19 protein-coding genes are annotated in these 21370 nt (G+C 68.2%); 8 read left to right on the forward strand and 11 right to left on the reverse strand.

The window, feature by feature from the left end:
• Positions 1-7: 7 nt before the first annotated feature.
• On the reverse strand, positions 8-1081 hold the full coding sequence (gene hemE / locus VT85_RS19190; protein WP_068419011.1) for a uroporphyrinogen decarboxylase: 1074 nt from the start codon (positions 1079-1081) through the stop codon (positions 8-10).
• A 304-nt stretch (positions 1082-1385) separates the two neighbouring features.
• Here hemE and VT85_RS19195 point away from each other — a divergent pair, with 304 nt between their 5' ends.
• From VT85_RS19195 to VT85_RS19205, 3 genes are all read left to right on the forward strand, one after another.
• Positions 1386-2234: a TIGR00730 family Rossman fold protein gene (locus tag VT85_RS19195; protein ID WP_068422318.1), complete on the forward strand. Its 849-nt coding sequence runs from the start codon at positions 1386-1388 to the stop codon at positions 2232-2234.
• A gap of 35 nt (positions 2235-2269) precedes the next feature.
• Complete coding sequence (locus VT85_RS19200; RefSeq protein ID WP_068419014.1) at positions 2270-3490, forward strand: hypothetical protein; 1221 nt, start codon at positions 2270-2272, stop codon at positions 3488-3490.
• A gap of 178 nt (positions 3491-3668) precedes the next feature.
• Positions 3669-4283, forward strand: a complete 615-nt coding sequence (locus VT85_RS19205) for a DUF1080 domain-containing protein (RefSeq protein ID WP_068419018.1) — start codon at positions 3669-3671, stop codon at positions 4281-4283.
• Here VT85_RS19205 and VT85_RS19210 read toward each other — a convergent pair.
• The 5 genes from VT85_RS19210 to VT85_RS19230 form a co-directional block, all read right to left on the reverse strand.
• Positions 4280-4510, reverse strand: a complete 231-nt coding sequence (locus VT85_RS19210) for a hypothetical protein (RefSeq protein WP_068419019.1) — start codon at positions 4508-4510, stop codon at positions 4280-4282. The genes VT85_RS19205 and VT85_RS19210 overlap by 4 nt on opposite strands.
• On the reverse strand, positions 4501-5280 hold the full coding sequence (locus VT85_RS19215; RefSeq protein WP_068419022.1) for a site-2 protease family protein: 780 nt from the start codon (positions 5278-5280) through the stop codon (positions 4501-4503). The genes VT85_RS19210 and VT85_RS19215 overlap by 10 nt, the downstream gene beginning before the upstream one ends.
• A 107-nt stretch (positions 5281-5387) precedes the next feature.
• Positions 5388-7181 carry an L-fucose isomerase gene (locus tag VT85_RS19220; protein WP_068419028.1) on the reverse strand — a complete coding sequence of 598 codons (1794 nt, stop codon included), beginning with the start codon at positions 7179-7181 and terminating at the stop codon, positions 5388-5390.
• Positions 7182-7377: 196 nt separating this feature from the next.
• Positions 7378-8649 (reverse strand): M24 family metallopeptidase, encoded by a 1272-nt coding sequence (locus VT85_RS19225; protein WP_068419031.1) that lies wholly within the window; start codon positions 8647-8649, stop codon positions 7378-7380.
• Positions 8650-8844: 195 nt separating this feature from the next.
• The gene (locus VT85_RS19230; protein WP_197490884.1) at positions 8845-9747 is read right to left on the reverse strand and encodes an alpha/beta hydrolase; all 903 of its coding nucleotides are present in this window, start codon (positions 9745-9747) and stop codon (positions 8845-8847) included.
• A gap of 60 nt (positions 9748-9807) precedes the next feature.
• Between VT85_RS19230 and VT85_RS19235 the strand changes: the two genes are divergently transcribed.
• The 4 genes from VT85_RS19235 to VT85_RS19250 all read left to right on the forward strand — a co-directional run bounded on the left by VT85_RS19235 (position 9808) and on the right by VT85_RS19250 (position 13386).
• Positions 9808-10296 carry an L-2-amino-thiazoline-4-carboxylic acid hydrolase gene (locus VT85_RS19235; RefSeq protein WP_197490885.1) on the forward strand — a complete coding sequence of 163 codons (489 nt, stop codon included), beginning with the start codon at positions 9808-9810 and terminating at the stop codon, positions 10294-10296.
• A 156-nt stretch (positions 10297-10452) separates the two neighbouring features.
• Positions 10453-11841: a protein kinase domain-containing protein gene (locus VT85_RS26945; RefSeq protein WP_156512957.1), complete on the forward strand. Its 1389-nt coding sequence runs from the start codon at positions 10453-10455 to the stop codon at positions 11839-11841.
• A gap of 57 nt (positions 11842-11898) precedes the next feature.
• Positions 11899-12597 carry an HAD family hydrolase gene (locus tag VT85_RS19245; protein ID WP_068419038.1) on the forward strand — a complete coding sequence of 233 codons (699 nt, stop codon included), beginning with the start codon at positions 11899-11901 and terminating at the stop codon, positions 12595-12597.
• 204 nt (positions 12598-12801) lie between these two features.
• Entirely contained in the window at positions 12802-13386 is a 585-nt protein-coding gene (locus tag VT85_RS19250) for a transcription termination/antitermination protein NusG (RefSeq protein WP_068419042.1), read from the forward strand.
• 45 nt (positions 13387-13431) lie between these two features.
• Here the strand turns inward: VT85_RS19250 and VT85_RS19255 are convergent, their stop codons facing one another.
• Genes VT85_RS19255 through upp form a run of 4 tightly spaced genes read right to left on the reverse strand, consistent with a single transcriptional unit; the run spans position 13432 to position 17843 of the window.
• Positions 13432-14337 (reverse strand): purine-nucleoside phosphorylase, encoded by a 906-nt coding sequence (locus tag VT85_RS19255; protein ID WP_082858733.1) that lies wholly within the window; start codon positions 14335-14337, stop codon positions 13432-13434.
• Positions 14334-15800: a NupC/NupG family nucleoside CNT transporter gene (locus tag VT85_RS19260; protein WP_082858734.1), complete on the reverse strand. Its 1467-nt coding sequence runs from the start codon at positions 15798-15800 to the stop codon at positions 14334-14336. Before VT85_RS19260 ends, VT85_RS19255 begins: the two co-directional genes overlap by 4 nt.
• 44 nt (positions 15801-15844) lie before the next feature.
• Positions 15845-17164 carry a thymidine phosphorylase gene (locus VT85_RS19265; RefSeq protein WP_068419046.1) on the reverse strand — a complete coding sequence of 440 codons (1320 nt, stop codon included), beginning with the start codon at positions 17162-17164 and terminating at the stop codon, positions 15845-15847.
• Between the two features lie 25 nt (positions 17165-17189).
• Positions 17190-17843, reverse strand: coding sequence for a uracil phosphoribosyltransferase (gene upp, locus VT85_RS19270; protein ID WP_068419054.1), 654 nt, complete (start codon positions 17841-17843; stop codon positions 17190-17192).
• Between the two features lie 318 nt (positions 17844-18161).
• On the opposite strand from upp, the gene VT85_RS19275 reads away from it, so the two are divergent.
• Entirely contained in the window at positions 18162-19916 is a 1755-nt protein-coding gene (locus VT85_RS19275) for a DUF4091 domain-containing protein (protein ID WP_197490886.1), read from the forward strand.
• A gap of 34 nt (positions 19917-19950) precedes the next feature.
• Here the strand turns inward: VT85_RS19275 and VT85_RS19280 are convergent, their stop codons facing one another.
• On the reverse strand, positions 19951-21357 hold the full coding sequence (locus tag VT85_RS19280) for an arylsulfatase B (RefSeq protein WP_068422326.1): 1407 nt from the start codon (positions 21355-21357) through the stop codon (positions 19951-19953).
• Positions 21358-21370 lie beyond the last annotated feature (13 nt).

Below are 21370 nucleotides of genomic sequence, written 5' to 3' on the forward strand. Positions count from 1 at the left end.
CCAGGGTTTACTTAACAGAGAATTCATGAACCATCTGGACCAGGGCCCGGACATGGTCGACCGGGGTGTGCGGCAGGATGCCGTGTCCCAGGTTGAAGATATGGCCGGGCCGCCCCGCCGCCTGCTTGAGAATCCGACGCGTCTGGCCGGCGATCTCGTCGAGGGGGGCGAACAGCGCGATCGGGTCGAGGTTCCCCTGCACGCCGACCCCGGGGCCGAGCAGGTCCCACGCCCGATCCAGCTCCACCCGCCAGTCCAGCCCGATCACCATCCCGCCCGCGTCGCGCTGGAGTTCCAGGAGCGAGCCGGTGTCGGTCCCGAAATGGAGCGTGGCGACGCCCGGTTCGATCTGGGCGAACAGTCGTTTCATGTGAGGCTGGACGAACCGCCGGTACTCGTCGGGCCCGATCGAGCCGACCCAGCTGTCGAACAGTTGCACGGCCTGGGCCCCGGCGGCGACCTGGGCGTTCAGGTACCGGGCCGTGGAGTCGGTCAGGATCGTCATCAGCGCGTCCCAGGCGGCGGGATGGCGGTACATGAAGGTCTTGGCCTTCACGTAGTGCCGGGAGCCCCCCCCTTCGATCGCGTAGCAGGCCAGCGTGAACGGGGCCCCGGCGAAGCCGATCAGCGGCATGACGGACGGGAGCCCGGCCCGGATCAGCCGGACGGCTTCGTAGACGTACCCGAGCGCCGAGACGTCCGTCAGCGGCTCCATCCGGGCAACGTCGGCCGGTTCGCCGATCGGGTTGTGAATGACCGGCCCCTCCCCCTTGGAGAACTCCAGATCGAATCCCAGCGGTTCGAGGATCAGGAGGATGTCGGCGAACAAGATGGCGGCGTCGACGCCCAGGGTTTCGGCGGCGAAGATCGTCGTCTCAGCCGCCAGCTCCGGGGTCTTGCACAGTTCCAGGAACGACACCTTGGAGCGCAGCGAGCGATACTCGGACATGTACCGGCCTGCCTGGCGCATCAGCCAGACGGGGGTGACGTCGGTGGGCTCGCGTCGGCAGGCCTTCAGGAATCGGCTGTTCCAGAGTACGTCCGGCGTCCGCCGGCCTTGCGTCGAGGAATCGCTCGTCATGGATCTTGTCGTTCCGCTGGGCACCGAGGGGCGAGGGAAGCCTGACCCTTCATCTTAGCCGCCGGCCGCGGAATACAAAACCGTCGTTCGGCGTATCCGGCGCCCGCCCTGCTTATAATCCAACAGGCCGGATCGACGAGCGACGGCCTCAAGTCTCCCACGATTCGAGGAAGCGATCGGTTCCATGAACCATGATTATCGAGACCGAGCCAACTCCCGACCGGTCGAAGGACCGGATTCGGAGAACGGCTCGACGGCGGTCCCTCCCCCCCGGACGGATGAAGACCAGCAACATCCTCGGACTTTGCGTAAGCGTACCCGCAGGCGCGTCGCGTTCCGCGAGCCGACCGAGGACGAGCAGCTCCTGAGTCGACCCACGCCGGCCGACGGCCGGGCCCCCACCCCCCTCATGCCGGAGCTGGGCGCGTTCACGCACGAGGAATCCTGGCGGATCCTGCGGATCCAGGGCGAGTTCGTCCACGGCATCAACGCCCTGGCGGAGGTGGGGGCGGCGGTGAGCGTCTTTGGATCGGCCCGAATCCAGGATTCCAGCCCGCTTTACGAGGACGCGCGACGACTCGGGCGGCTACTTTCCGAGGCCGGTTTCGCCGTGATCACCGGCGGCGGCCCTGGGATCATGGAGGCGGCCAACCGCGGGGCCCAGGAGGTCGGCGGCTACTCCATCGGCTGCAACATCCAGCTCCCCTTCGAGCAGGCGGGGAACCCTTATACCGACCTCTCGATCGACTTCCGCTATTTCTTCGTCCGCAAGACGATGTTCGTCAAATTCTCGGACGGCTTCGTCATCTTCCCGGGGGGTTTCGGGACCCTGGACGAACTTTTCGAGGCTCTCACGCTGGTGCAAACCCGGAAGATCAACCGGTTCCCTATCGTCCTGTACGGGTCGTCGTACTGGAAGGGGCTGATCGACTGGGTGGTGGCGTCTCCGCTGGAACAGAAGACGATCTCGCCCGAGGACATGAATCTGCTGTTCGTCACGGATTCGCTCGATGAGATCCGGGACCATCTCGTACAATGCTACGAGACGCGCTGCTGGGACGCCTGGAAGCAATCCGTCGGCGCCAGCCTCGACGCCGACCCGCCGGGGGCGCCGGCCACCGCCATCGATCCGGCCAAGGCCGACGCCGAGTGAGATGATCGCCGCGAATCGCGAGGAATCCATCGACGATGAGAGACGCCAAGACGCCGGAGGCGCGGTCCGCCGCCGTCGCCGAAGCCGGGTTTCCCGGGCTCGACGCCAGCCTTGAGAGCGGCGGTCCCGCCCAGGCCCTCGACCGACTCGTCGAGGACCTGGAAACCGCCGGCGACTATCGCCTCCTGCTCGACGCCCTCCTGCTCAAGGCCCGGTTCGAGCTGGGCCTGCCGCTGATCCAGGTCGGCCGTTACGCCGAGCTTCCCGAGGCGGATCGGCAACGATTCGAGGAGCGTTACATCCAGGCCCTCCGTCACGTCGGCTCGCGATTCCTGGAGGCGGGCGACGTGCCGACGGCCTGGGCCTACTTCCAGGCCATCGGCGAGCCCGATCCCGTCTCCCAGGCGCTCGAAACCTGCGAGACTCCCGAGGACCCGGACAAGCTGGGACGCCTGATCGACGTCGCCTTCCATCAAGGGGCGAATCCGGCCCGGGGCTTCGAATGGATCCTCCGGCATTACGGGCCGTGCTCCGCGATCACCTCGCTGGAGCAGTTGGGCCCCGCCGACCCGGCCGTGCGGGCGTCATGCATCGGGCGGCTGGTCCGCCATCTCCACGAGCACCTCGCCGAGAACATCCGCGCCGACGTCGTCCGAAGAGGGCAGCCGCAGTCGCCCGACGGCGCCTCCCTCGCCGACCTCATCGCCGGTCGCGACTGGTTGTTCAGCGACGACGCTTACCACACCGACGTCTCGCACCTGTCGACCGTCGTCCGCTGGTCGGTCATGGCGACCGACCCCGAAATCCTCCGGCTGGCGGTCGACCTGACCGAGTACGGCCGTCGGCTCTCGCCCCGGCTCCAGTACGACTCGGCCCCCCCCTTCGAACGCACCTTCGAAGACCACCACGTCTATCTCAAGGCGCTGGTGGGCCGTGACGTCGACCAGGCGGTCGACCACTTCCGGGCCAAACTCGGCGAGCTGGAGACCCCTGGCGAGGAGGGACCGGAAGAGACGCTCCCCGCGCAGGTTCTGGTCAACCTCCTGTTGCGGCTCGACCGGCGGGACGAAGCGGTGGAGGTCGCCTCGACGCACTTGCTCCAGATTCCCGACGCGATGCTCTCCTGCCCGTCGATCGCCGAACTCTGCCAGCGTGCGGGTCGCCTCGATCGGCTCGCCGAGGTGGCCGTGCGGACGAATCATCCCGTCCATTACCTCGCCGCCCGGCTCCAGGCCAATCCCGGCGCACCTGGCTGAAACCGCCCGCGCCCGGCCGGTTTCCGCAAAAGCCGGCCGGAACCTCCCCCATCGCCTCCCCGATAGAGCATAATCGATGATAGGAAGCGGGGATGTCGCCCATCGACCCCCGCGCCGTCAGGCGACCGTAGACCAGGTCGCGCCGTAATCCGACCCGCGCACCACGAGGCTTCGACCGATGAGACGTTTGCTGGGGGCGATCCCGACCGTCCTGTTGTTGACGGGGGTCATGTTCGGCTTCAACGAGCCCCCGCAAGCCATCCCCCTCTTCGACGGGAAGTCCCTGGAAGGCTGGGTCGCCGAGCAGACCGACGGCTTCGCCGTCCATGACGGCGTCCTCGCGAGCAAGCCAGGCCACGGTTGGCTGAGATCGGCCGAGTTGTACAAGAATTTCCAGCTCGACCTGGAATTCCGAATGCTCAAGGAGTCGTCCGAAGGGGGCGTCCTCTTCCGCGCCAGCGCGGAGACCGGCACGGCCGAGCCCCACTGGCCCATCAAGGGCTATCAGGCTCCCATCACCGACGGCGACGGCAGTCTCATGCTTTTCGGGCACGGCACCACCCCGCCTCGCTTCGAACGCAAGGCCGATGCGCTGAAGGCCGCCGTGAAGGGGCCGGGCGAATGGCAGAAGCTGACCGTCAAGGCGATCGGCCCGAGGGTCGAGATCAGCCTCGACGACGTGCTGATCACCGTGGCCGACGGCGTCGATTTCGACGCCGGGCATCTCGGGCTGTATGACAAGGCCGGGCTCTACGAGTGGAGGAACCTAATGATTCGGATCCACCCCGATTAAGTCCCGGCCCCGGGGCCGACTGGATCATCGGCCCCTTCTTGCCAGGTCAGGCCGAGTTCGGCGAGCCTCTCCTCGGTGAACGCCTCGAAGCGGCTCAGCAGAAAATCCCGGCCCCAATCCTCGTTCTCGATGGCGTCGAGCGGGGGGAGGAGGTCTCCCCCCGGCAAGGCCGCCAGGATGGCGTGAGCCTCGTCCACGCCCAGTTCGACGACCGGCTTCAACGCCATCGCGGGTCCCTCCAGGTCGCCCTGGATTGCGAGGAAACCGTGATGGGGGCCAGCCGCCAGACGCCCCGGCCGGTCTGAATCCAGCGATACCCGGGGGGCGTGGACCAGTCGAGCCCTTCCTCCGTCTCCCCCGCCCGTCGCCGTTCATCGGCCAGCACGCCGATCTCCTCGGCTCGTGCAGCCATGTAGATGAACACGGCCAGCGCGACCTGGAAGAAGGCGAGGTTCAGGAGGCTGTAGACGCCGAACCCCACCGCCAGCGCCCGGCCGACGCTCGCCGCGAACACGGTCGCGCGGCCTCGACCGAGCCAGCCGCCGAGCAGCGCGCGGAGCACCCGGCCGCCGTCCATCGGGAACGCCGGGATCAGGTTGAAGCCTGCCAGCACGAGATTCATCACCAGTAGATCGGCGAAGAACCGTCCCATCCCGAGCGAGGACATGACGCCGAGCGACAGATATAGCCCCGCGGCGATGGCGATGTTGACGGCCGGCCCCGCCAGGGCGATCAGCAACTCCGCCCCCGGAGCGCGGGGCATGCGAGTCAGCCGCGCGACGCCCCCGATCGGATAGATGGTGATGTCGGCCGTGCCGATCCCGAACCGCCGGGCCGTCAAGGCGTGGCCGAATTCATGGAGCAGCACACAGCCGAACATGGCGAGCAGCAACGGCAGGTGCGTCGCGGCGGCCGGGAGAAACAGGATCAAAAAGAAGGTCGAATGCAGGAATACGTCGATCCCCGCGATTCGACCCAGTTTCCAGGACATGTTCATCGGCGACCGGTTTCCTTATTTATCGAACAGCCGGGACTCGGCGTCCTCTTCGATGGGTATACCCATCATTCGACGCCGACTCCCCGAAAGTTCGCCGGAAACGGGGCTCAGCCGTACAGCGGCCCGAAGTTCGCGCAGGCGCGGTAATCGGCCGCCTGGGGTTCGAGGGCCCCGAACAGGCTCCAGGCGCTCGGCCGGAACAGCTTGTGGGCCGGCACGTTGTGCATCGCCACGGGGATCCGCAGCATCGCGGCCAGGGTGATCAGGTCGGCCCCGATGTGGCCGTAGCTGATCGCGCCGTGATTCGCGCTCCAGTTCGCCATCACGCTGTAGACGTCCGCGAAGGGTCCCTCGCCGGTCGTGTTGGGCACGAACCAGGTCGTCGGCCAGGTGGGGTCGGTCCGCTGATTGAGGGTCTTGTGGACGTTGGGAGGGAGTTCCACCGAGTAGCCCTCGGCGATCTGGAGGACCGGGCCGAGCCCCTTCACCAGGCTGAGCCGATTCATGGTCATCGGCATGCCGCCTCGCGTGAGGAAGCACGACGAGTAGCCGCCGCCCCGGAAGTACTCGGTGACGGCCGGCGGCCAGGTGGTCGCCTTGAGGCAGCGGTCGGCCTCCTCGGCGCTGATCTCCCAGAAGGGCTTCATCGCCGGCTTGCCGTCGCGAGTCTGCTCGCCCGTCCCGTCCAGCGTGGCGGCGCCCGAATTCGAGAGGTGGATGAACCCGCCCGCCGCCGGCCCTTCGAGCTTCGTCCCCGTGACGCGGTGGACGGCCTCGGGACTCCAGTAGGTCCGCACGTCCGCGAAGATCTGCGCGGTGTTGGTCAGCAGGTATCCCAGCAGCATCCCGACACCGTTGAGGCAGTCGTTCTCGGTGGCGACCATGTACGGCATGCGGACGCCGTTCCAGTCGAACGACGAGGTCAAGATCGCTTCCGAGAAGTCGCCGTTGGGAGCGTGGTCCGTCCAGGCGCGCTGGCCCTGGAAGCCGGCCGCGATCGCGTTGCGGCCCAGCGCCTCCTCGCCGAAGCCCATCTCGTCGAGCCTGGGATTTCCGATCATCAGGTCGCGCAGGATCAGCGTCATCTTGACGACGGTCTTCCAGTCCTCGGCCTGGGCCTCGGGGCTCTTCCGGGAAGCCGGCGGGTTGCGGTCGTCCCCCTGCTTGCAATTGGTTTTCACCCAGGACAGGGCGCGTTCGAACTCGTCGGCGTCGTAGATCTCCTCCTCGATCCGACGGGTCAGCTCGCTCATGTCGACGCACTCGACGCGCATGCCGAAGTGCTGTTCGAACAAAGGCTGATCGACGATGGAGCCGGAGATGCCCATCGAGACGCCGCCGACGGAGAGGTAGGACTTGCCTCGCATGGTGGCGACGGCCAGCCCCGCGCGGGCGAAGCCGAGGAGCTTCTCCTGGACGTCCCTGGGGATCGAGGTGTCGCCGGCGTCCTGAACGTCGCGGCCATAGATGCCGAACGCGGGGAGCCCTTTCTGGTTGTGCGCCGCGAGGACCGCCGCCAGATAGACCGCGCCTGGACGCTCGGTGCCGTTGAAGCCCCAGACGGCCTTGGGGATCAGCGGGTCCATGTCCATCGTCTCGCTGCCGTAGCACCAGCAGGGGGTGACGGTCAGCGACACGCCGACGCCCTCGCGGGCGAACTTGTCCGCGCAGGCGGCGGCCTCGGCCACGCCGCCGATGCAGGAATCGGCGATCACGCACTGGACCGGCTCGCCGGTCGGGTGCCGAAGCTGCGACGACAGGAACTCCGCGGCGGCGCGGGCCATCGCCATGACCTGCCCTTCCAGCGACTCCCGCACTCCGCGACGACGGCCGTCGATCGCCGGACGGATGCCGATCTTCGGGAGACGACCGATCCAGGGGCTCTTCACGCTCGAACTCATGGCCCGATTCCTCTTCGCACTCGGACTGGCGCGCGGAGCCGCGGCGGGCGCGCCGCGACCGATCCCTCGCGCGATCTCCTCCGTTGTACTGCCCCTGAAGCGGCGACGGAATGGCGCGGTGAGGTGGACGCCCGGAAACCCCCGCAGGCTGCGCGGGGGCCGGGCGAAGCCGAACCTCGGCGTCGAGGCGGCCCAATCAGCGTTCGAGGATCCCCGGCCGCGGCAGGCCGTAGCCCTTCACGGAGACTTCGATCTGCGGCCAATCCTGGGCGGCCGTGACGACCTCGAACCCTCGGGAATCGACCACGATCGTGTCTTCCGATCGGGCCGAACCGACGCTGGGACTCCAGCAGACGGCCATGTCCGGCTCCAGCGTCATCGAGCCGTCGGGCGTGAGCAGGGCCTCTCGGGGGGAATACCCGATCAGGGCGCCCTGATAATCCAGGGTCCATTCATGGGGGGCGTCGAACTTCTCGTAAATCCGCCGCGCCCGCCGAAAGACCTCGGCTGTCGGCTCGCCGGGGCGGGAGAAGTAGATGCACGTCGCGTCGACCATCGCGGCGAGCGTGTGGCTGGCGCGGAATTCGTCCTCGGGCGGCCCGAAGGAGACCGTCCGCGTCACCGAGGCGCAGAGGCCGTGCCGCCGGCCGGTGACCGCGATCGTCGCCTTCTTCAAGATCGGCGAGGCCTTGAAGATCGGCTGGCGATATCGGGCCAGCCGGTCGTCGCTGGCGACCCGCAGGTCCACCGGCGCGACCCCTTCGCGGATCAGTCGATGGGCCAGGTGTCCGGCGACGTCCGCCTCGCGTTCCCCCCGGTCGAAGTTGCGGCAGGTCGCCTCGACCGCCAGGGCCAGCGTACGCCCCAACTCGCGAAGTCGCTGCCGCTCCAGCGGCGTCAAACGTCGCCGCAGGTCGAGCAAGGGGTCTAGCGCCCGGCGCCAGGGGGAAGCCCCCTCCGACCTCAGATCGCTGGCGATCCGCTTGTTCCGGGAGAGTTCGGCCACGACCCGCATGGGGTCGTCGAACCAGGCTCGTTCCTTCAACTGGAAGCCCAGCCCCGCCAGTTCTTCCTCGAACACGCGGCTGCTCTGCACGTTGTCCGCGATCACCGCCCGGCAGTTCCGGTTGATGAAAAGCAGGATCGAGCTGTTCTCGGAGCAGTACCCCTGCCCCAGGTCCCCCCCGGACGTGAACCAGGCGACCGACGCGGCGCTCCCCAGGATCACGGCGTCCTGGTCCGTGCGGTCGAGAAACTCGCGGATGCGCTGGTGCTTGGCCTCGACGTCGTCGCGACGGCGTTTGCGTTCCGCGTCCTCGTGATCGCCGGCGGGATCCGGCACATCCGGCAGGGAGTCCTCGGCGGGACGGTCGGCCGCCGTTTCACGCACCCGGTCGTAGGCCTCGGCGTTCGAGACATGCCCGCCCAGCAGACCGATCGGACCGCCGACGTAGAGCTCGGTCGACACGGCGTCATCCCCCCCGGTCTAAACAACCCCCGACCGTCCCCGAAGGATACGGGCGGCTGGCAAGAGATCCGAGTGATCGTGAATTCTTAATGACTTCGGGAATGGTGTTTCCTATCGTTCCACCGCAACTCGCCGAATGCAAGAACGAACAACCTAAAATCCGAAATCTCCCCCGGCCCGTCTCGATCGCTTCGATCAGGACTTCTTCTGATCTGATCCGCGCCATACCTCATCCAGGAAATCGAGTACCAGGGGGGCGAGGTCTCGGGGCGGCGGCGAGTTCACCTTCAACTCGAATCCATGACGCGCCCCGGGTAGCTCGACGAGTCTTGAGATCGCACCGGACCTGAGGAGTGCTTCGTGAAGACGCCTTGCCTGATCGATCGGAACCCAGGCGTCGTCCTCTCCATGAATCAAGAGCATCGCGGGACCACCGGGCTCGACGTGATCCAGGGGGGAGGCCTCGCGAGCGAGCCTCCGAGCCTGCGCCGGGTCCGCTCCGAGAAAAACCTGCGACGGCTCGTGCGATTGCCGCCGCCCGGCCGCGAGTTCAAGCAATGACGACGGTGAGGAGACGCAGACCGCCGCAAGGATCCGTGAATCCTCCTGGGCCGCGCGTGCGGCGAGGAGTCCGCCGGACGAGGTGCCGAAGGTCGCGATCCTGGATGGATCGAGGCGGTACGCGGAAGCATGGCGGATCAGCCACTCCACCGCCTGTTCAACGTCGTCCAGGGCCCCCTTCCAGCTAGGCGCGCCAGGGCGGGCGAGCCGATAATCGACGATCGCGACCGCCAGCCCCGACCGCGCCAGCGATGCGAACTGGGGGCCGTACTGGCGCCTCGCCCCCCCCGTCCACCCGCCCCCGTGGATCGCCACCAGGATCGGACGGAGGGGAGCCGACGGGTCCGCCTCGGGCAAGAGCAGATCCAGCTTCAAGGAGGTCCCGCCGGAGGAGCCGTAGTCGATCTCGCGGACGACGGACACGCCCGGCAGGGACCGCCCGGACGGCCTCGCCGGGAACGCTCCCCACGCTGCCGCCGTGCCGATCGCCACGACCAGCCAGCCGACCGTCAGAATGTTCCTCGTTCCTCGCGGCAAGGATTCGCCCCCCCCAATCCCCAAGGTTCTCTCCTCTCACCATACTACGGAGTCGGATTGATGGCGGAGCCCAAACCGAGCCTCCCCCTGCTCCAGCGTCGCGAGATCGAGGCCGAAATCGTCGGCCCACTTGTCCGCGCCTTCTCCGACGCCTTTGGACGCGAGGCGACCCTCGACGTCCTGCGAGGGGTGATCGTCGAACTGGCACGCCGAGGCGGCGACGACCTGGCGAGGACGATCGGGGAACGCTCGCTGGAGGCGTTCGCGGCGATCCTCGGCCGCTGGCAGGAAAACGACGCCCTCCAGATCGACCTGATCGAACGTTCGCCAGACCGCCTCTCGTTCGACGTGCTACGCTGCCGATATGCCGAGATGTATCGACGCCTGGGCCTCGAAGAGCTTGGGGCGACGCTCTCATGCCAGCGCGATTTCGCCCTCGCCGAAGGGTTCAGCTCCGAAATCGAGCTGGAGCGGACCCAAACGATCATGCAAGGCGCCACGCATTGCGATTTTCGGTTTCGTCGGGTCCCGCCCGGCGGTCATTCCTGATGGGTGGAAAACGAGTTCAGCCGACGACTTGTCCACGATGATAGAATCGTTCGAGGCGAATCAAAAGTCCTGAGGGTGGCGACCGCGAAGTCGCCGCAGGCCTCGAAGTCGTTCCCGGAGCCGAAACGTCCGGCCCCCAGCAGCGATCGCAACCCGATGCCAATCACATTCGTCGGCAATCCGGCCCCCCTGTTCGACCTCCCCCGAACGAGACTCCCCGACCCGCGCCGAGAGCGGGTGCGTCTGCTGGACTATAAGGGGAGGTGGCTCGTCGTGGTCTTCTATCCCCGCGACTTCTCGATGGTCTGCCCCACCGAGTTGAGCGCCCTGAGCCAGCGGAGCGAGGAGTTCGCCGCGATGAACTGCGACCTCCTGGGGATCAGTTGCGACTCCGTCGAGCTTCACGACCGCTGGATGACGACGTCGAAATCGCAGGGGGGGCTCGGCGGCTTGAACTTCCCCCTCGCCAGCGATCTCGACGGCAAGGTCTCCGAGGCCTACGGCGTGTTCGAGCCCCGCCAGAATCTGGCCGTCCGGGGCACGTTCATCGTGGATCCCGAGGGCCTGATCCAGTATCAGGTGGTCCACAGCCTGAGCATCGGCCGTCGCAGTCAGGAGGTCCTGCGGGTGCTTTCGGCGCTGCAGTCCGGAGGCCTCTGCCGGGAGGACTGGATGACCGACGGCTCGCACCTCGACCCGTACACGATCCTCGGCCCCGGGAACATCTTCTCGCACTATTACATGGAATCCGAGATCGGCGTCGGGAGCTTCGCGCGGGTCTATCTGGCGCGGGATCTCCAGCTCGACCGCCCGGTCGCGCTCAAGGTCTTCAAGCGCGACTGCCCGGTGACGCCGAGCACGGTCCTGGCCGAGGCTCGCTCGGTGGCGGCCCTGAATCATCCCAACATCTGCACCATCTACGCCGTCGACGACACGGCGGGCCTGCCGGTCATCGCGATGGAGTACATCCAGGGTCGCTCCCTCTCGCACCGCATGCGGGAGTCCGAGATGCGGATGGACGAGCGGCTGAGCGTCGCGCGGCAGATCGCCGGGGGGATGGCCGCCGCCCACGATTCCGGCATCGTCCACGGCGACTTGAAGCCCGAGAACATCATGGTCGGCCACGATGGGCTGGTGAAGGTCCTGGATTTCGGCCTCGCCCGGCGAATCCACCGCGTCAACCTCGTCGACGCGGACGAGACCGGCGAGTTGGGCCTGGCCGAGTCCGGCGACGGCGTTTTCGGGACCCCTCGCTACCTGGCTCCCGAGCAGACCCGGGGCGAGCCCGCGACCTTCGCCAGCGACGTTTTCTCCCTGGGAGCGGTCTTCTATGAGATGGCCACGGGCCGCCCCGCCTTCGCCGAGGGGAACGTCCTGCAGGTCATGGATCGCATCCGCAACGTCGACCCCGACGCGATGGCCTCCGAGGCCGGCGAGCCCTTCACCCCCCTGATCCGCAACATGCTCCTCCCCGATCCCACCGCACGCGACGTCGACATGCGCCGGATCGTCGCCGAGATCGACGCCGTCTGCGAGTCGGTCTAAGCGTCGACCGTCTCCTCCACACGCCGCAACCCGCCACCGACCCGACCGGAGCCCCCCGTGCCCCGACCCGCCGAACCGCCCCTCGCGATCTTCGACCACGACGGCGTACTCGTCGACACCCTGAAATTCCACCAGGATTCCTGGACGAAAATGGGGCGTGAGACGGGCCTCGCCGTGACGCCCGCGTTCATCCTGGAGACGTTTGGGATGACGAACGCCATGATCCTCCGCAAAATCCTGGGCGAGTCGCTCAGCGACGCCGACGTCGCCGCCTATTCGGATCGCAAGGAAGCCGCTTATCGCGACCTGGCCCGTGGCCGCATCGTCCTGATGGACGGCGTCCGGGACTTCCTCGACGAGCTGACCGGATCCGGCGTCCGGCTGGCGATCGGCTCCAGCGGAGTCCGGGCGAACCTGGAACTGACGGTGGAGGAGTGCGGCCTGCACGGCCGATTCGCGTCGATCGTCGCGGGCGAGGACGTGTCCCGGGGCAAGCCCGACCCTCAGGTGTTCCAGCTGGCCGCGTCGCGCGCGGAAGTCCCGACCTCGCGGGCGGTCGTCTTCGAAGACGCCCCGGTGGGGATCCGCGCGGCGAAGGCCGCCGGCATGCTCGCCGTCGGCGTCACGTCGAGCCATTCGGCCGAGGCCCTCTGGGCCGAGGGGGCCGACGAGGTAGTCGCCGACCTCCGCCGTTGCGACGTGCAGGCCCTGATCGCACGCCTGACGACCGCCCCCCCAGATCGCCGGCCGTCGTGAACCGTATGCACGTTCGACCCACTCCTCAAGCGCCGGGACGGGACGGCCCTCCGGCCCGGCTGCAGCGGACAGGGCCGCGATTCGGTCCCCATTGACAACGGAGAGTCCCGTTCGTTAACAAGCATAAATAGAGTCTGGACATAAGAAACGCCCGGCGCACACGCTTAGATCCGCATCGAAAAGCCTAACATCGGTAAAAATGTCATGACCATCCTCGCCGCCGAGGCTGATTTCTATCCCGAGGATTTGTGGCGGGAGAGAGCTCCAGGGACGCCCCGTCGCCCTGATTCGCTGTGGTGGTGCCTGCACACGAAGCCTCGCCAGGAGAAAGCCGTCGCGCGGGACCTGCGGGCGGCGGGGGTCGCTTTCTATTTGCCCCAGATCCTCAACGAACACCACACGCCCCGGGGACGCGCCGTGAAGTCGCTGCTCCCGATGTTCACGGGTTACATCTTCCTTTACGGCGACGATAAGGACCGGATGCAGGCGATCCAGGGAAATCGACTGGCCGGCGTGCTCCAGGTTTTCGACCAGGAGGGACTTGAGCAAGATCTGGTCCGGATCCATAAACTTCTCAGCTCGGGGTTGCCCCTGGTCGCGGAGCCGCGGACCCTTCCGGGGACGTTCGTGCGAATCAAGGAAGGCCCTCTCGCCGGGCTGGAAGGCAAGGTCAGTCGGCGAGGGAACGGTGATCATTTCGTCGCCATGGTCCGATTTCTTTCGCAGGGCGCGAGCGTCCAGCTTCAGGACTGGCAAGTCGAACCAATCGCCGCGGAGATCGGCGCATAACTCCCTCCGGCGAGCCCGGCCGAGGAGACTCCGGGGGCTTCCGCATCAGTCCTGTCGCGCTATGGGAAATTCGCCGCTCGACGACCCGGTCCCCTCGGAGGCGACCCCGGCCAGGCGGAGGACCATCCGCCGGATCAGTTTGCCGAAGACCGGCGTCGCCTTGCGTCCGGCCTCAAGGACGTCCTCATGGCGGACCGGCGCGGCCCCGACGCCGGCCGCCGTGTTCGTCACCAGGGCCATCCCCAGAACGTCCATCCCGGCCTGACGGGCGACGATCGCCTCGGGGACGGTGGACATCCCCACGACGTCCGCCCCCAACGTCCGCAGCATCCGAATCTCAGCCGGGGTCTCGTAGCTCGGGCCGGGGAGGCAGGCGTACACGGCCGAGACCAGGTTCACGCCCAATCGCTTCGCCTCCTCCTTGGCTGTATTCCGCAGCCGCTTCGAGTAGACCTCGGACATGTCCGGGAACCGTTCCCCGAGCCTCGGGTCGGCGGGCCCCCGGAGCGGATTGGAACCGATCAGGTTGATGTGGTCCGACAGGCAGACGAGATTGCCTGGGCGTAGATCGACGCGGACGCCCCCCGTCGCGGCGGTCAGGATCACCGTCTGCACCCCCAGACGCTGGAGCACCCGCATCGGGAAGGTGATGGTGCGAAGGTCGTAGCCTTCGTAATAGTGGAACCGCCCCTGGAGCAGCAGGGCCGAGGTCCCGTTGATCGAACCGATCACCGCGTTGCCGGCGTGCCCCTGGACGGTGGTCGTCGGGAAGTTCGGGATCCGAGAATACGGGACCACCGTCCGATCGCCGAACAACTCGACAAGCGCGTTGAGGCCGGAACCGAGCACGATCGCGACCGGCAAGGGTCGGCCCCCGGAAGCCTCGCGAAGCACGGCGGCGGCCTCATCGGCTCGGGCGACCAGGTCGGGGTTGGAAGACGACGGACTCATAGCAAAACCCCCGCGATGCAGGCGGACAGATAGTTGGCCAGGGTCCCGGCGAGGAGCGCTCGGGCGCCTAGCCTCGCCAGGTCCTTCCGACGTTCCGGCGCAAGCGCGCCGATGCCGCCGATCTGGATCCCGATGGAGCCGATATTGGCGAAGCCGCAGAGCGCGAAGCTGGCGATCACGAACGACCGATCCATCAGCTCGCGGCGCATCGCGGCCAACTGCTCGAACGCGACCAGTTCGTTGAGCACCACCCGCGTCCCCAGCAAACCGCCGATGCTCCGACAGTCCTCCCAGGGGACCCCGAGGAGGTAGGCGACCGGCGCGAGCGCCCAGCCGAACAGGTCTTCCAGCCTCCACCCCGTCGGATTCAATCCCAGGTTGACCAGGGCGACCAGGCCGACGAACGCGATGAGGACGGCCCCGATGTTGAGAGCCAGGTTGAGGCCGTCGCGCGTACCCCTCGCGGCGGCGTCGAGGAGGTTGGCGTCCTCGCGTTCCACCGGGATTCGGCCCCCGCCCAGGGTCTCCGGCTCGCCGGTCTCCGGCACGAGGATCTTCGCGAGGAGGATCGATCCGGGGGCCGTCATCACGACGGCCGTCAGGACGTGTCGCGGCTCGACGTGATAGGCGAAATAGGCCGCCATCACCCCGCCCGAAACGTGGGCCATGCCGGCCGTCATCACGGTCATCAACTCGGAGTTCGTGAGCTTCGACAGATAGGGACGGATTGTGAGCGGCGCCTCCGTCTGCCCCAGGAACATCGACGCCGCCACGTCCAGAGACTCGGCCCCGCTCGTCCCCATCAGCCAGGACATCGGCACGGCCACGACCCGCACCACCCACTGCATGACGCCCAGGTGATACAGGATCGCGAACAGGGCCGCGACGAAGACGACCGTGGGGAGGACGCGGAACGCGAAGACGAACCCCGCCGGCCCCTCGGCGTCGACGAGCCGCGCCCCGAAGACGAATCGCGACCCGTCCAGCGCGCATTCCAACACCGACTCGACGAGCCTCCCGGCCTCGCGCAAGACCCGCACCCCCATCGGAGCGCGAAGGACGAGGATCGCGAAGATCCACTGGAGGGAGAGCCCCCAGAAGACGACCCGTCGGGAGATCGCCCGACGATCCTCCGAGAGATAGACCGCGATCGCCAGGATCAGGCCCACGCCGACCAGCCCCCGGAGTCGGTCGGCCAGATCGTACAGGTCGAGGTCGCGCGACGCCGAGAATCGGACGCTCCAGGGACCGAGCGTCAGGCGATACCCCTTACGAACCTCCACCGCCTGGACTCGCACTCGGTCCGCTTTGGGCCGATCCTCTCCGACGAAGCCGGGGGCTGCATTCGCGGACGGGGCGGATTCGGCGGGGGGAGCCTCCTCGGCCCGGCCCGGCCCTCCCGTGACGAGGAGGACCGCGACGACGGCGGCGGCGGCGATCCAGACGGGGATGATCCTTCGCATCGCTTCGCCCCTGACGCGCCTCGCCGCCCAGGCGGCCCACAGGCTCACTCGCCGCCGGCGATCAGCCGGTCGACGATCAAGGCGGGAACCTCCACGCCGGCCTCCCCCAGGTGATAAGCGCCCTCGATCATCTCGCGGGCCCGATCCAATTCGGCCTCGTCGTCCACCAGGAGCGTGCAAAGCGGTTCGCCAGGCTCGACGCGATCGCCGAGCTTCTTGTGGAGGATCACCCCCACGGCCGGGTCGATCGCCGAGTCGACGCGGACGCGGCCCGCCCCCAGGAGCATCGAGGCCTCGCCGATCGGCCGAGCGTCGAGCCGGGAGATCCAGCCGGGGCGATCGGCCTTCAGCTCGACCTTCCGCCGGGGTTGGGGCAGAAGTTCCGGATCGTCGACCACCCGGGCGTCACCTCCCTGGACCGCGATCACCCTCCGGAATCGCTCCAGGGCCGAGCCGTCCTGGATCGTCCGCTCGCAGATCCCGCGCGCCTCCTCGATGGTCCCCGCGAGGCCCGCGAGCTTGACCATCTCGGCCGCCAGGTCGAGCGAGAGGCCCGTCAGGTCGTCGGGCCCCTCCCCCTTCAAACAGGCGATGCTCTCCGCGACCTCGACGGCGTTGCCGACCGCAAGGCCCAGCGGCTGGTCCATCCGCGTGATCAGGGCCACGACCTTCTTTCCCATCGAGCGGCCGACGTCGCACATCGTCTCGGCCAGCCGCCGCGCGTCCGCGAGGTCCGGCAGATACGCCCCGTTGCCGAACTTCACGTCGAGCACCAGGCCGTCGATCCCCTCGGCCAGCTTCTTCGACATGATCGACGCCGCGATCAGCGGGACCGACTCGACGGTGGACGTAGCGTCCCGGAGGGCGTACAGGAACTTGTCCGCTGGGGCGATCTCGGCGGTCTGTCCGATCAGGACCAGGCCGGTCTCGCGGAGGATCTCGCGATAGCGGTCCAAGGTCGCGTCGACCCGGAAGCCGGGGATCGACTCCAGCTTGTCGAGCGTCCCTCCGGCGTGCCCGAGGCCGCGGCCCGAGACCATCGGCACGAGCACCCCGGCCGCGGCGGCGATCGGCGCCAGGACCAGCGAGGTCTTGTCGCCGACGCCCCCGGTGCTGTGCTTGTCCACCTTCGCGCCGGCGATCGAGGACAGGTCGACCACCAGGCCCGACCGCATCATCGCGTCGGCGAGCGCGACGGTCTCCGAGCGGTCCATCCCCCGCAGGACGATCGCCATCAGCAGCGCCGACCACTGGTAATCGGCCACGTCGCCGCGGGCGATCCCGTCGACCATCCAGTCGATCTCGGCGGCCGAGAGTTCCTCGCCGTCCCGCTTCTTCCGGATGACGTCCACCGCGCGGACCATGGGGGGCCTCCTCTCGGGGGTCGGATCAGGCTCGGGGCGCTTCGTCGTGATCCGCGATCGTGGCGAACTGGCGGTCGCCGGCGTCGCCGAGGCCGGGGTAGATGAAACCGATTTCCGTGAGCCGTTCGTCGACCGCCCCGACGTGGATCGGGACCTCGGGCATGGCCTCGGTCATCCGGGCGATCCCCTCGGGCGCGGCGATGAGCGAGATCAGCTTGAGCCGGGGCACGCCCGCCGCCCTGAGGATCTCGCAGGCCCGGACCGCCGAGCCGCCGGTGGCGAGCATCGGGTCGACGACGAATCCGACCGTCAGCCGGGGCCGCTTGGGAAACTTGTTGTAATACTCGGTCGGGCGCAGGGTCGCCTCGTCGCGGAAGAGCCCGATGTGCCAGACCTCCGCCTCGGGGAGCAAGTCCAGCATCCCCTCGGCCATCCCCAGCCCGGCCCTGAGCACCGGGAAGATCCCGACGACGTCGGCGAGGACGAACGCCCGCGCCGTGGCGAGCGGGGTCGTGACCTCGACCTCGCGAAGCGGCAGGTCGGCGGTCGCCTCCTGGGCGAGCAAATGCGACAGCGACCGCACGAGGACCCGGAACTCGGCCGGCCTGGTGCGGGCGTCGCGCAGGGCCGCGAGCTTCTGATGCACGATCGGATGAGACGACGGATAGACTGACGGCACGCGTGGCCCTCCTCTTCCCGAGGATCGATGCCCCGCAGGGCGGTATTCCCGACGAATCGGGCGCGGGACGGGCCGCGCGACGTCCTTCGACGAGGAAACCCCCGGCGCGGCCGGACGGCTGCGAAGCTCACGAGGGGAGTCGCGATCCTCAACATTCTGTCCTATTCGGCGCGCCGAGGCCAGGGTCATGAGCCCCCTCGCCGATCGAAGCACGGCCGCGATGCTGGAGTCCGGCCGAGTCCCCGATTAGAATCCTCCCCACGACCGACGTTCCCCCTTCGCCGGCCTGACCCCTTGCGCTACTCGGAGCCTCGCCTGATGAATCGACGAGACGTGATCCGCGGCATCGCCCTGGCCGGGGCCGCCCTCGGCGCGGGCGAGGCCGCCGCCGCCGACCAGCCGGCCGACCGAGGGACCTCGATCGAACGCGACGGCCTACGGTTCTGGCTGGAGACCTCGCTCCGGCGCGTCTATCCGACCTCGCCGGCCGGCACCGCGGGCTCGCTCGACATGCTCGCGGCCCGAGGCGAGAAGCTGTCGTTCCAGGCCTGTTTCAAGAACGGCAAGACCAATTCGGCCATCGTCCGGTGCGAGGTCGTCGCTCCTCAGGATTGGGGGGTTCGCGTGCGCCGGGTGGGCTTCGTGCCGATGCAGCACCTGGATACGTACACGCCCAAGGACGAGTTGGAAGGGATCGGATTCATCCCGGGCCTCTGCCCCGATCCGCTCTTTCCCGAGACGACTGCGCACATCGGCCCGGAGGCGAACGGCGTCTTCTGGATCTCCTTGCGGACGCCCGAGGGGGCGGAGCCGGGCGTCCATGAGGTCCGCGTGCGGCTCACGCTGGAGAACGAGTACGGCTACACCGATTTCGTCCGCCCGGAGCCCTGGACCGTCGAGTTGCCCGTCCGGGTCGACGTCCGTCCGCTGGTCTTGCAGGCCCGCCGCGAGTTCCCGGTCACCAACTGGATATCGGCCGACTCGATCTGGGAATGGCATCGGATCGAGCCGTGCGGCGAGGACTTCTGGCGACTGGCCGAGGCCTACCTCCGCAACCTCGTCGAGCACGGCGTCGACGTGGCGTACACGCCGCTGTTCAACATCCGCCACGAGATCCTCGAACGCCCGGCGCAGCTCCTGAAGGTCCGCCGCACGGCCCCCGATCGCTACGAGTTCGACTTCAGCGACGTTCGGCGCTGGGTTCGCATCGCCAGGAAGGTCGGCGCGACATACCTCGAATGGCCGCACTTCTTCACCCCGGCCCCCACCAGCGCCCGACATCCCCAACGCATCTTCGAGCGCGACGCCGAGGGCTTCGGACCGATGCTCTGGGCCCCGGAGATCGCCGCGACATCGGACGCCTACCGGGCGTTCCTCGGCCAGTTCCTCCCGGCCTTCAAGTCCATGCTCGAAGAGGAGCAGGTCCTCGACCGATCCCTCTTCCATTGCGCCGACGAACCCGACGGCGACGTGCAAATGGCCGACTACCGCAAGGCCCGAGCCCTGCTGACCGAACTGGCCCCGTGGATGAAGGTGATGGACGCGATGAGCGATCCTCGGTTCGCCACCGAGCGGCTCTCGGACATGCCGATTCCCAGCATCGCCACCGCGCACGCCTTCACGGCGGCGGGCTGCCCGGCGTGGGCCTACTTCTGCTGCGGCCCCCGCGACCGCTTCCTGCAACGCCTGCTCGACACGCCGCTCGCCAAAATCCGCATGGCCGGCTGGCTCTTCTACAAGCTCCAGGCTCGGGGCTTCCTGCACTGGGGCTACAACTACTGGTTCGTCTTCTGCACCAGCAAGATCGGCGACCCGTTCCAGGACGCCTCGGTCGGCGCGTGGCCGGGGATGCCGTACGGCGACGCCTTCGTGGTCTATCCCGGGTCCGACGGGCCGCTCGATTCGATCCGCTGGGAGGTCTTCGCCGAGAGCCTGCAAGACTACGCGCTGCTGCAATCCGCCGGGGTCCGTCCCGACGACCCCCTGCTGGCCTCGATCGCGGACTACTCGGACTTCCCCAAGACCGCCGACTGGCTCACGGAGGCGCGCCGGAAGATCCTCGCGCGGGCGTGACCGGCCGGCGGCCCCGAGGAGCCTCTTGCGACGGTCAGTCGACCTGTCCCCAGACACGAGGCGACCGGAACCCCGGCGGTTTGGGGGCCGCCTTCGGCGGAACCGCCTGCGCCGCCAGGGCGTCGTAACGGGCTCGAAGCTCGGCGACCTTGTCGGGACGCTTCGCGGCCAGGTCGACCTTCTCGTTCGGGTCGTCGGCCAGGTTGAAGAGCAGGACCGAAGCAGGCTCGCCGTCGGCGGCCGGCCGGGCCGGGGCGTCTCCGTCCTCGCCCTCCCCGCCGGGACGCGCCACGATCAGCTTCCAGTCGCCGGCGCGAATCGCCCCGTTCCGAGGCGTGGCGTTCAGGAGGATCGCGTCGTGCGGCGACGCCTCGCCCTCGGCGATCGCAGGCCAGGCGTCGCGGCCGTCGATCGGCAGCGGCTGATCCGTCGTCACGCCGGCGAGCTTCAGGAACGTCGGGTAGAGGTCGACGATATGCAGCGGGGCGTCGACCACGGACCCGGCCTTGATCCGCCCCGGCCAGTTCGCGAATGCCGCGACGCGGACGCCCCCTTCGAAGAGGGTCCCCTTGGCGCCCCGGAGCGGGCCGTTGCTGGTGACGCGGCCCGGACTCGGTCCGCCGTTGTCGCTGGAGAAGACGATCAGGGTGTTCTCGGCGAGCCCCTTCTTCTTGATCGCCTCGGCGATGAATCCCACCTGTTCGTCCATCGCCGCGAGCATCCCGGCGTAGGTCCGGCGCGGCTCTTTCATGTCGGCGTAGGGTTCCTTGTAGCGAGGCGGGACCTGATGCGGCCCATGGACGGCGTTGAACGGGACGTACAGGAACAACGGCCTGGCGACGTCGTGCTCGGCGATCACCCGGACCGCTTCGCGTCCGATGAGATGGGTGCTGTAGCCTTCGTCGCGATTCTCCCGGTCGTCGCGATGCCAGTCGAACCCGCCGTCGCGGACGTGGGTGTCGTAGTCGAGCGCGCCGTTGTAGTGGCCGTACTGGTGGTCGAACCCGCGCCGGGTCGGCAGGTATTCGGGCCGGAAATGGCCCAGGTGCCACTTGCCGGCGATGGCCGTCTCGTAGCCCGCCTCCTTGAGCGCCTGCGGCAGCGTCCGCTCGTCGAGCGGCAGTCCGTACTGCGCCCAGGGCCGGACGACGCCCGTCTGCAGGCCGTGACGCATCGGATAGCGACCCGTCAGGAAGGCCGCCCGGGTCGGCGAGCAGAGCGGCTGCACGTAGAAGTTCTCCAGCCGCGCCCCGGACGCCGCCAACTCGTCGAGGTTCGGCGTCTTGATCTTCGAGCCGTGCCAGCCGACGTCGCCCCAGCCCAGGTCGTCGGCCAGGATGACCACGACGTTCGGCCTGGGAGCCTCCTCCGCCCCAGCCGTCGTGCAGGCCAGACAGGCCGTCGCGGCGACGACTCGCGCCCACCCGCCCCTGAGACTCATCCCCCGCGCGATC

The organism is Planctomyces sp. SH-PL62 (assembly GCF_001610895.1).
In the GTDB taxonomy this organism is placed as follows: Bacteria; Planctomycetota; Planctomycetia; order Isosphaerales; family Isosphaeraceae; genus Paludisphaera.

Coding starts and splice junctions, on each gene's coding strand:
- VT85_RS19260 (WP_082858734.1), bottom strand. CDS start 15,800: ATGCGAAGGATCATCCCCGTCTGGATCGCCGCCGCCGCCGTCGTCGCG.
- VT85_RS19280 (WP_068422326.1), bottom strand. CDS start 21,357: ATGAGTCTCAGGGGCGGGTGGGCGCGAGTCGTCGCCGCGACGGCCTGT.
- VT85_RS19250 (WP_068419042.1), top strand. CDS start 12,802: ATGACCATCCTCGCCGCCGAGGCTGATTTCTATCCCGAGGATTTGTGG.
- VT85_RS19255 (WP_082858733.1), bottom strand. CDS start 14,337: ATGAGTCCGTCGTCTTCCAACCCCGACCTGGTCGCCCGAGCCGATGAG.
- VT85_RS26945 (WP_156512957.1), top strand. CDS start 10,453: ATGCCAATCACATTCGTCGGCAATCCGGCCCCCCTGTTCGACCTCCCC.
- VT85_RS19200 (WP_068419014.1), top strand. CDS start 2,270: ATGAGAGACGCCAAGACGCCGGAGGCGCGGTCCGCCGCCGTCGCCGAA.
- VT85_RS19210 (WP_068419019.1), bottom strand. CDS start 4,510: ATGGCGTTGAAGCCGGTCGTCGAACTGGGCGTGGACGAGGCTCACGCC.
- VT85_RS19220 (WP_068419028.1), bottom strand. CDS start 7,181: ATGAGTTCGAGCGTGAAGAGCCCCTGGATCGGTCGTCTCCCGAAGATC.
- VT85_RS19235 (WP_197490885.1), top strand. CDS start 9,808: ATGGCGGAGCCCAAACCGAGCCTCCCCCTGCTCCAGCGTCGCGAGATC.
- VT85_RS19205 (WP_068419018.1), top strand. CDS start 3,669: ATGAGACGTTTGCTGGGGGCGATCCCGACCGTCCTGTTGTTGACGGGG.
- hemE (WP_068419011.1), bottom strand. CDS start 1,081: ATGACGAGCGATTCCTCGACGCAAGGCCGGCGGACGCCGGACGTACTC.
- VT85_RS19275 (WP_197490886.1), top strand. CDS start 18,162: ATGAATCGACGAGACGTGATCCGCGGCATCGCCCTGGCCGGGGCCGCC.
- VT85_RS19265 (WP_068419046.1), bottom strand. CDS start 17,164: ATGGTCCGCGCGGTGGACGTCATCCGGAAGAAGCGGGACGGCGAGGAA.
- VT85_RS19215 (WP_068419022.1), bottom strand. CDS start 5,280: ATGAACATGTCCTGGAAACTGGGTCGAATCGCGGGGATCGACGTATTC.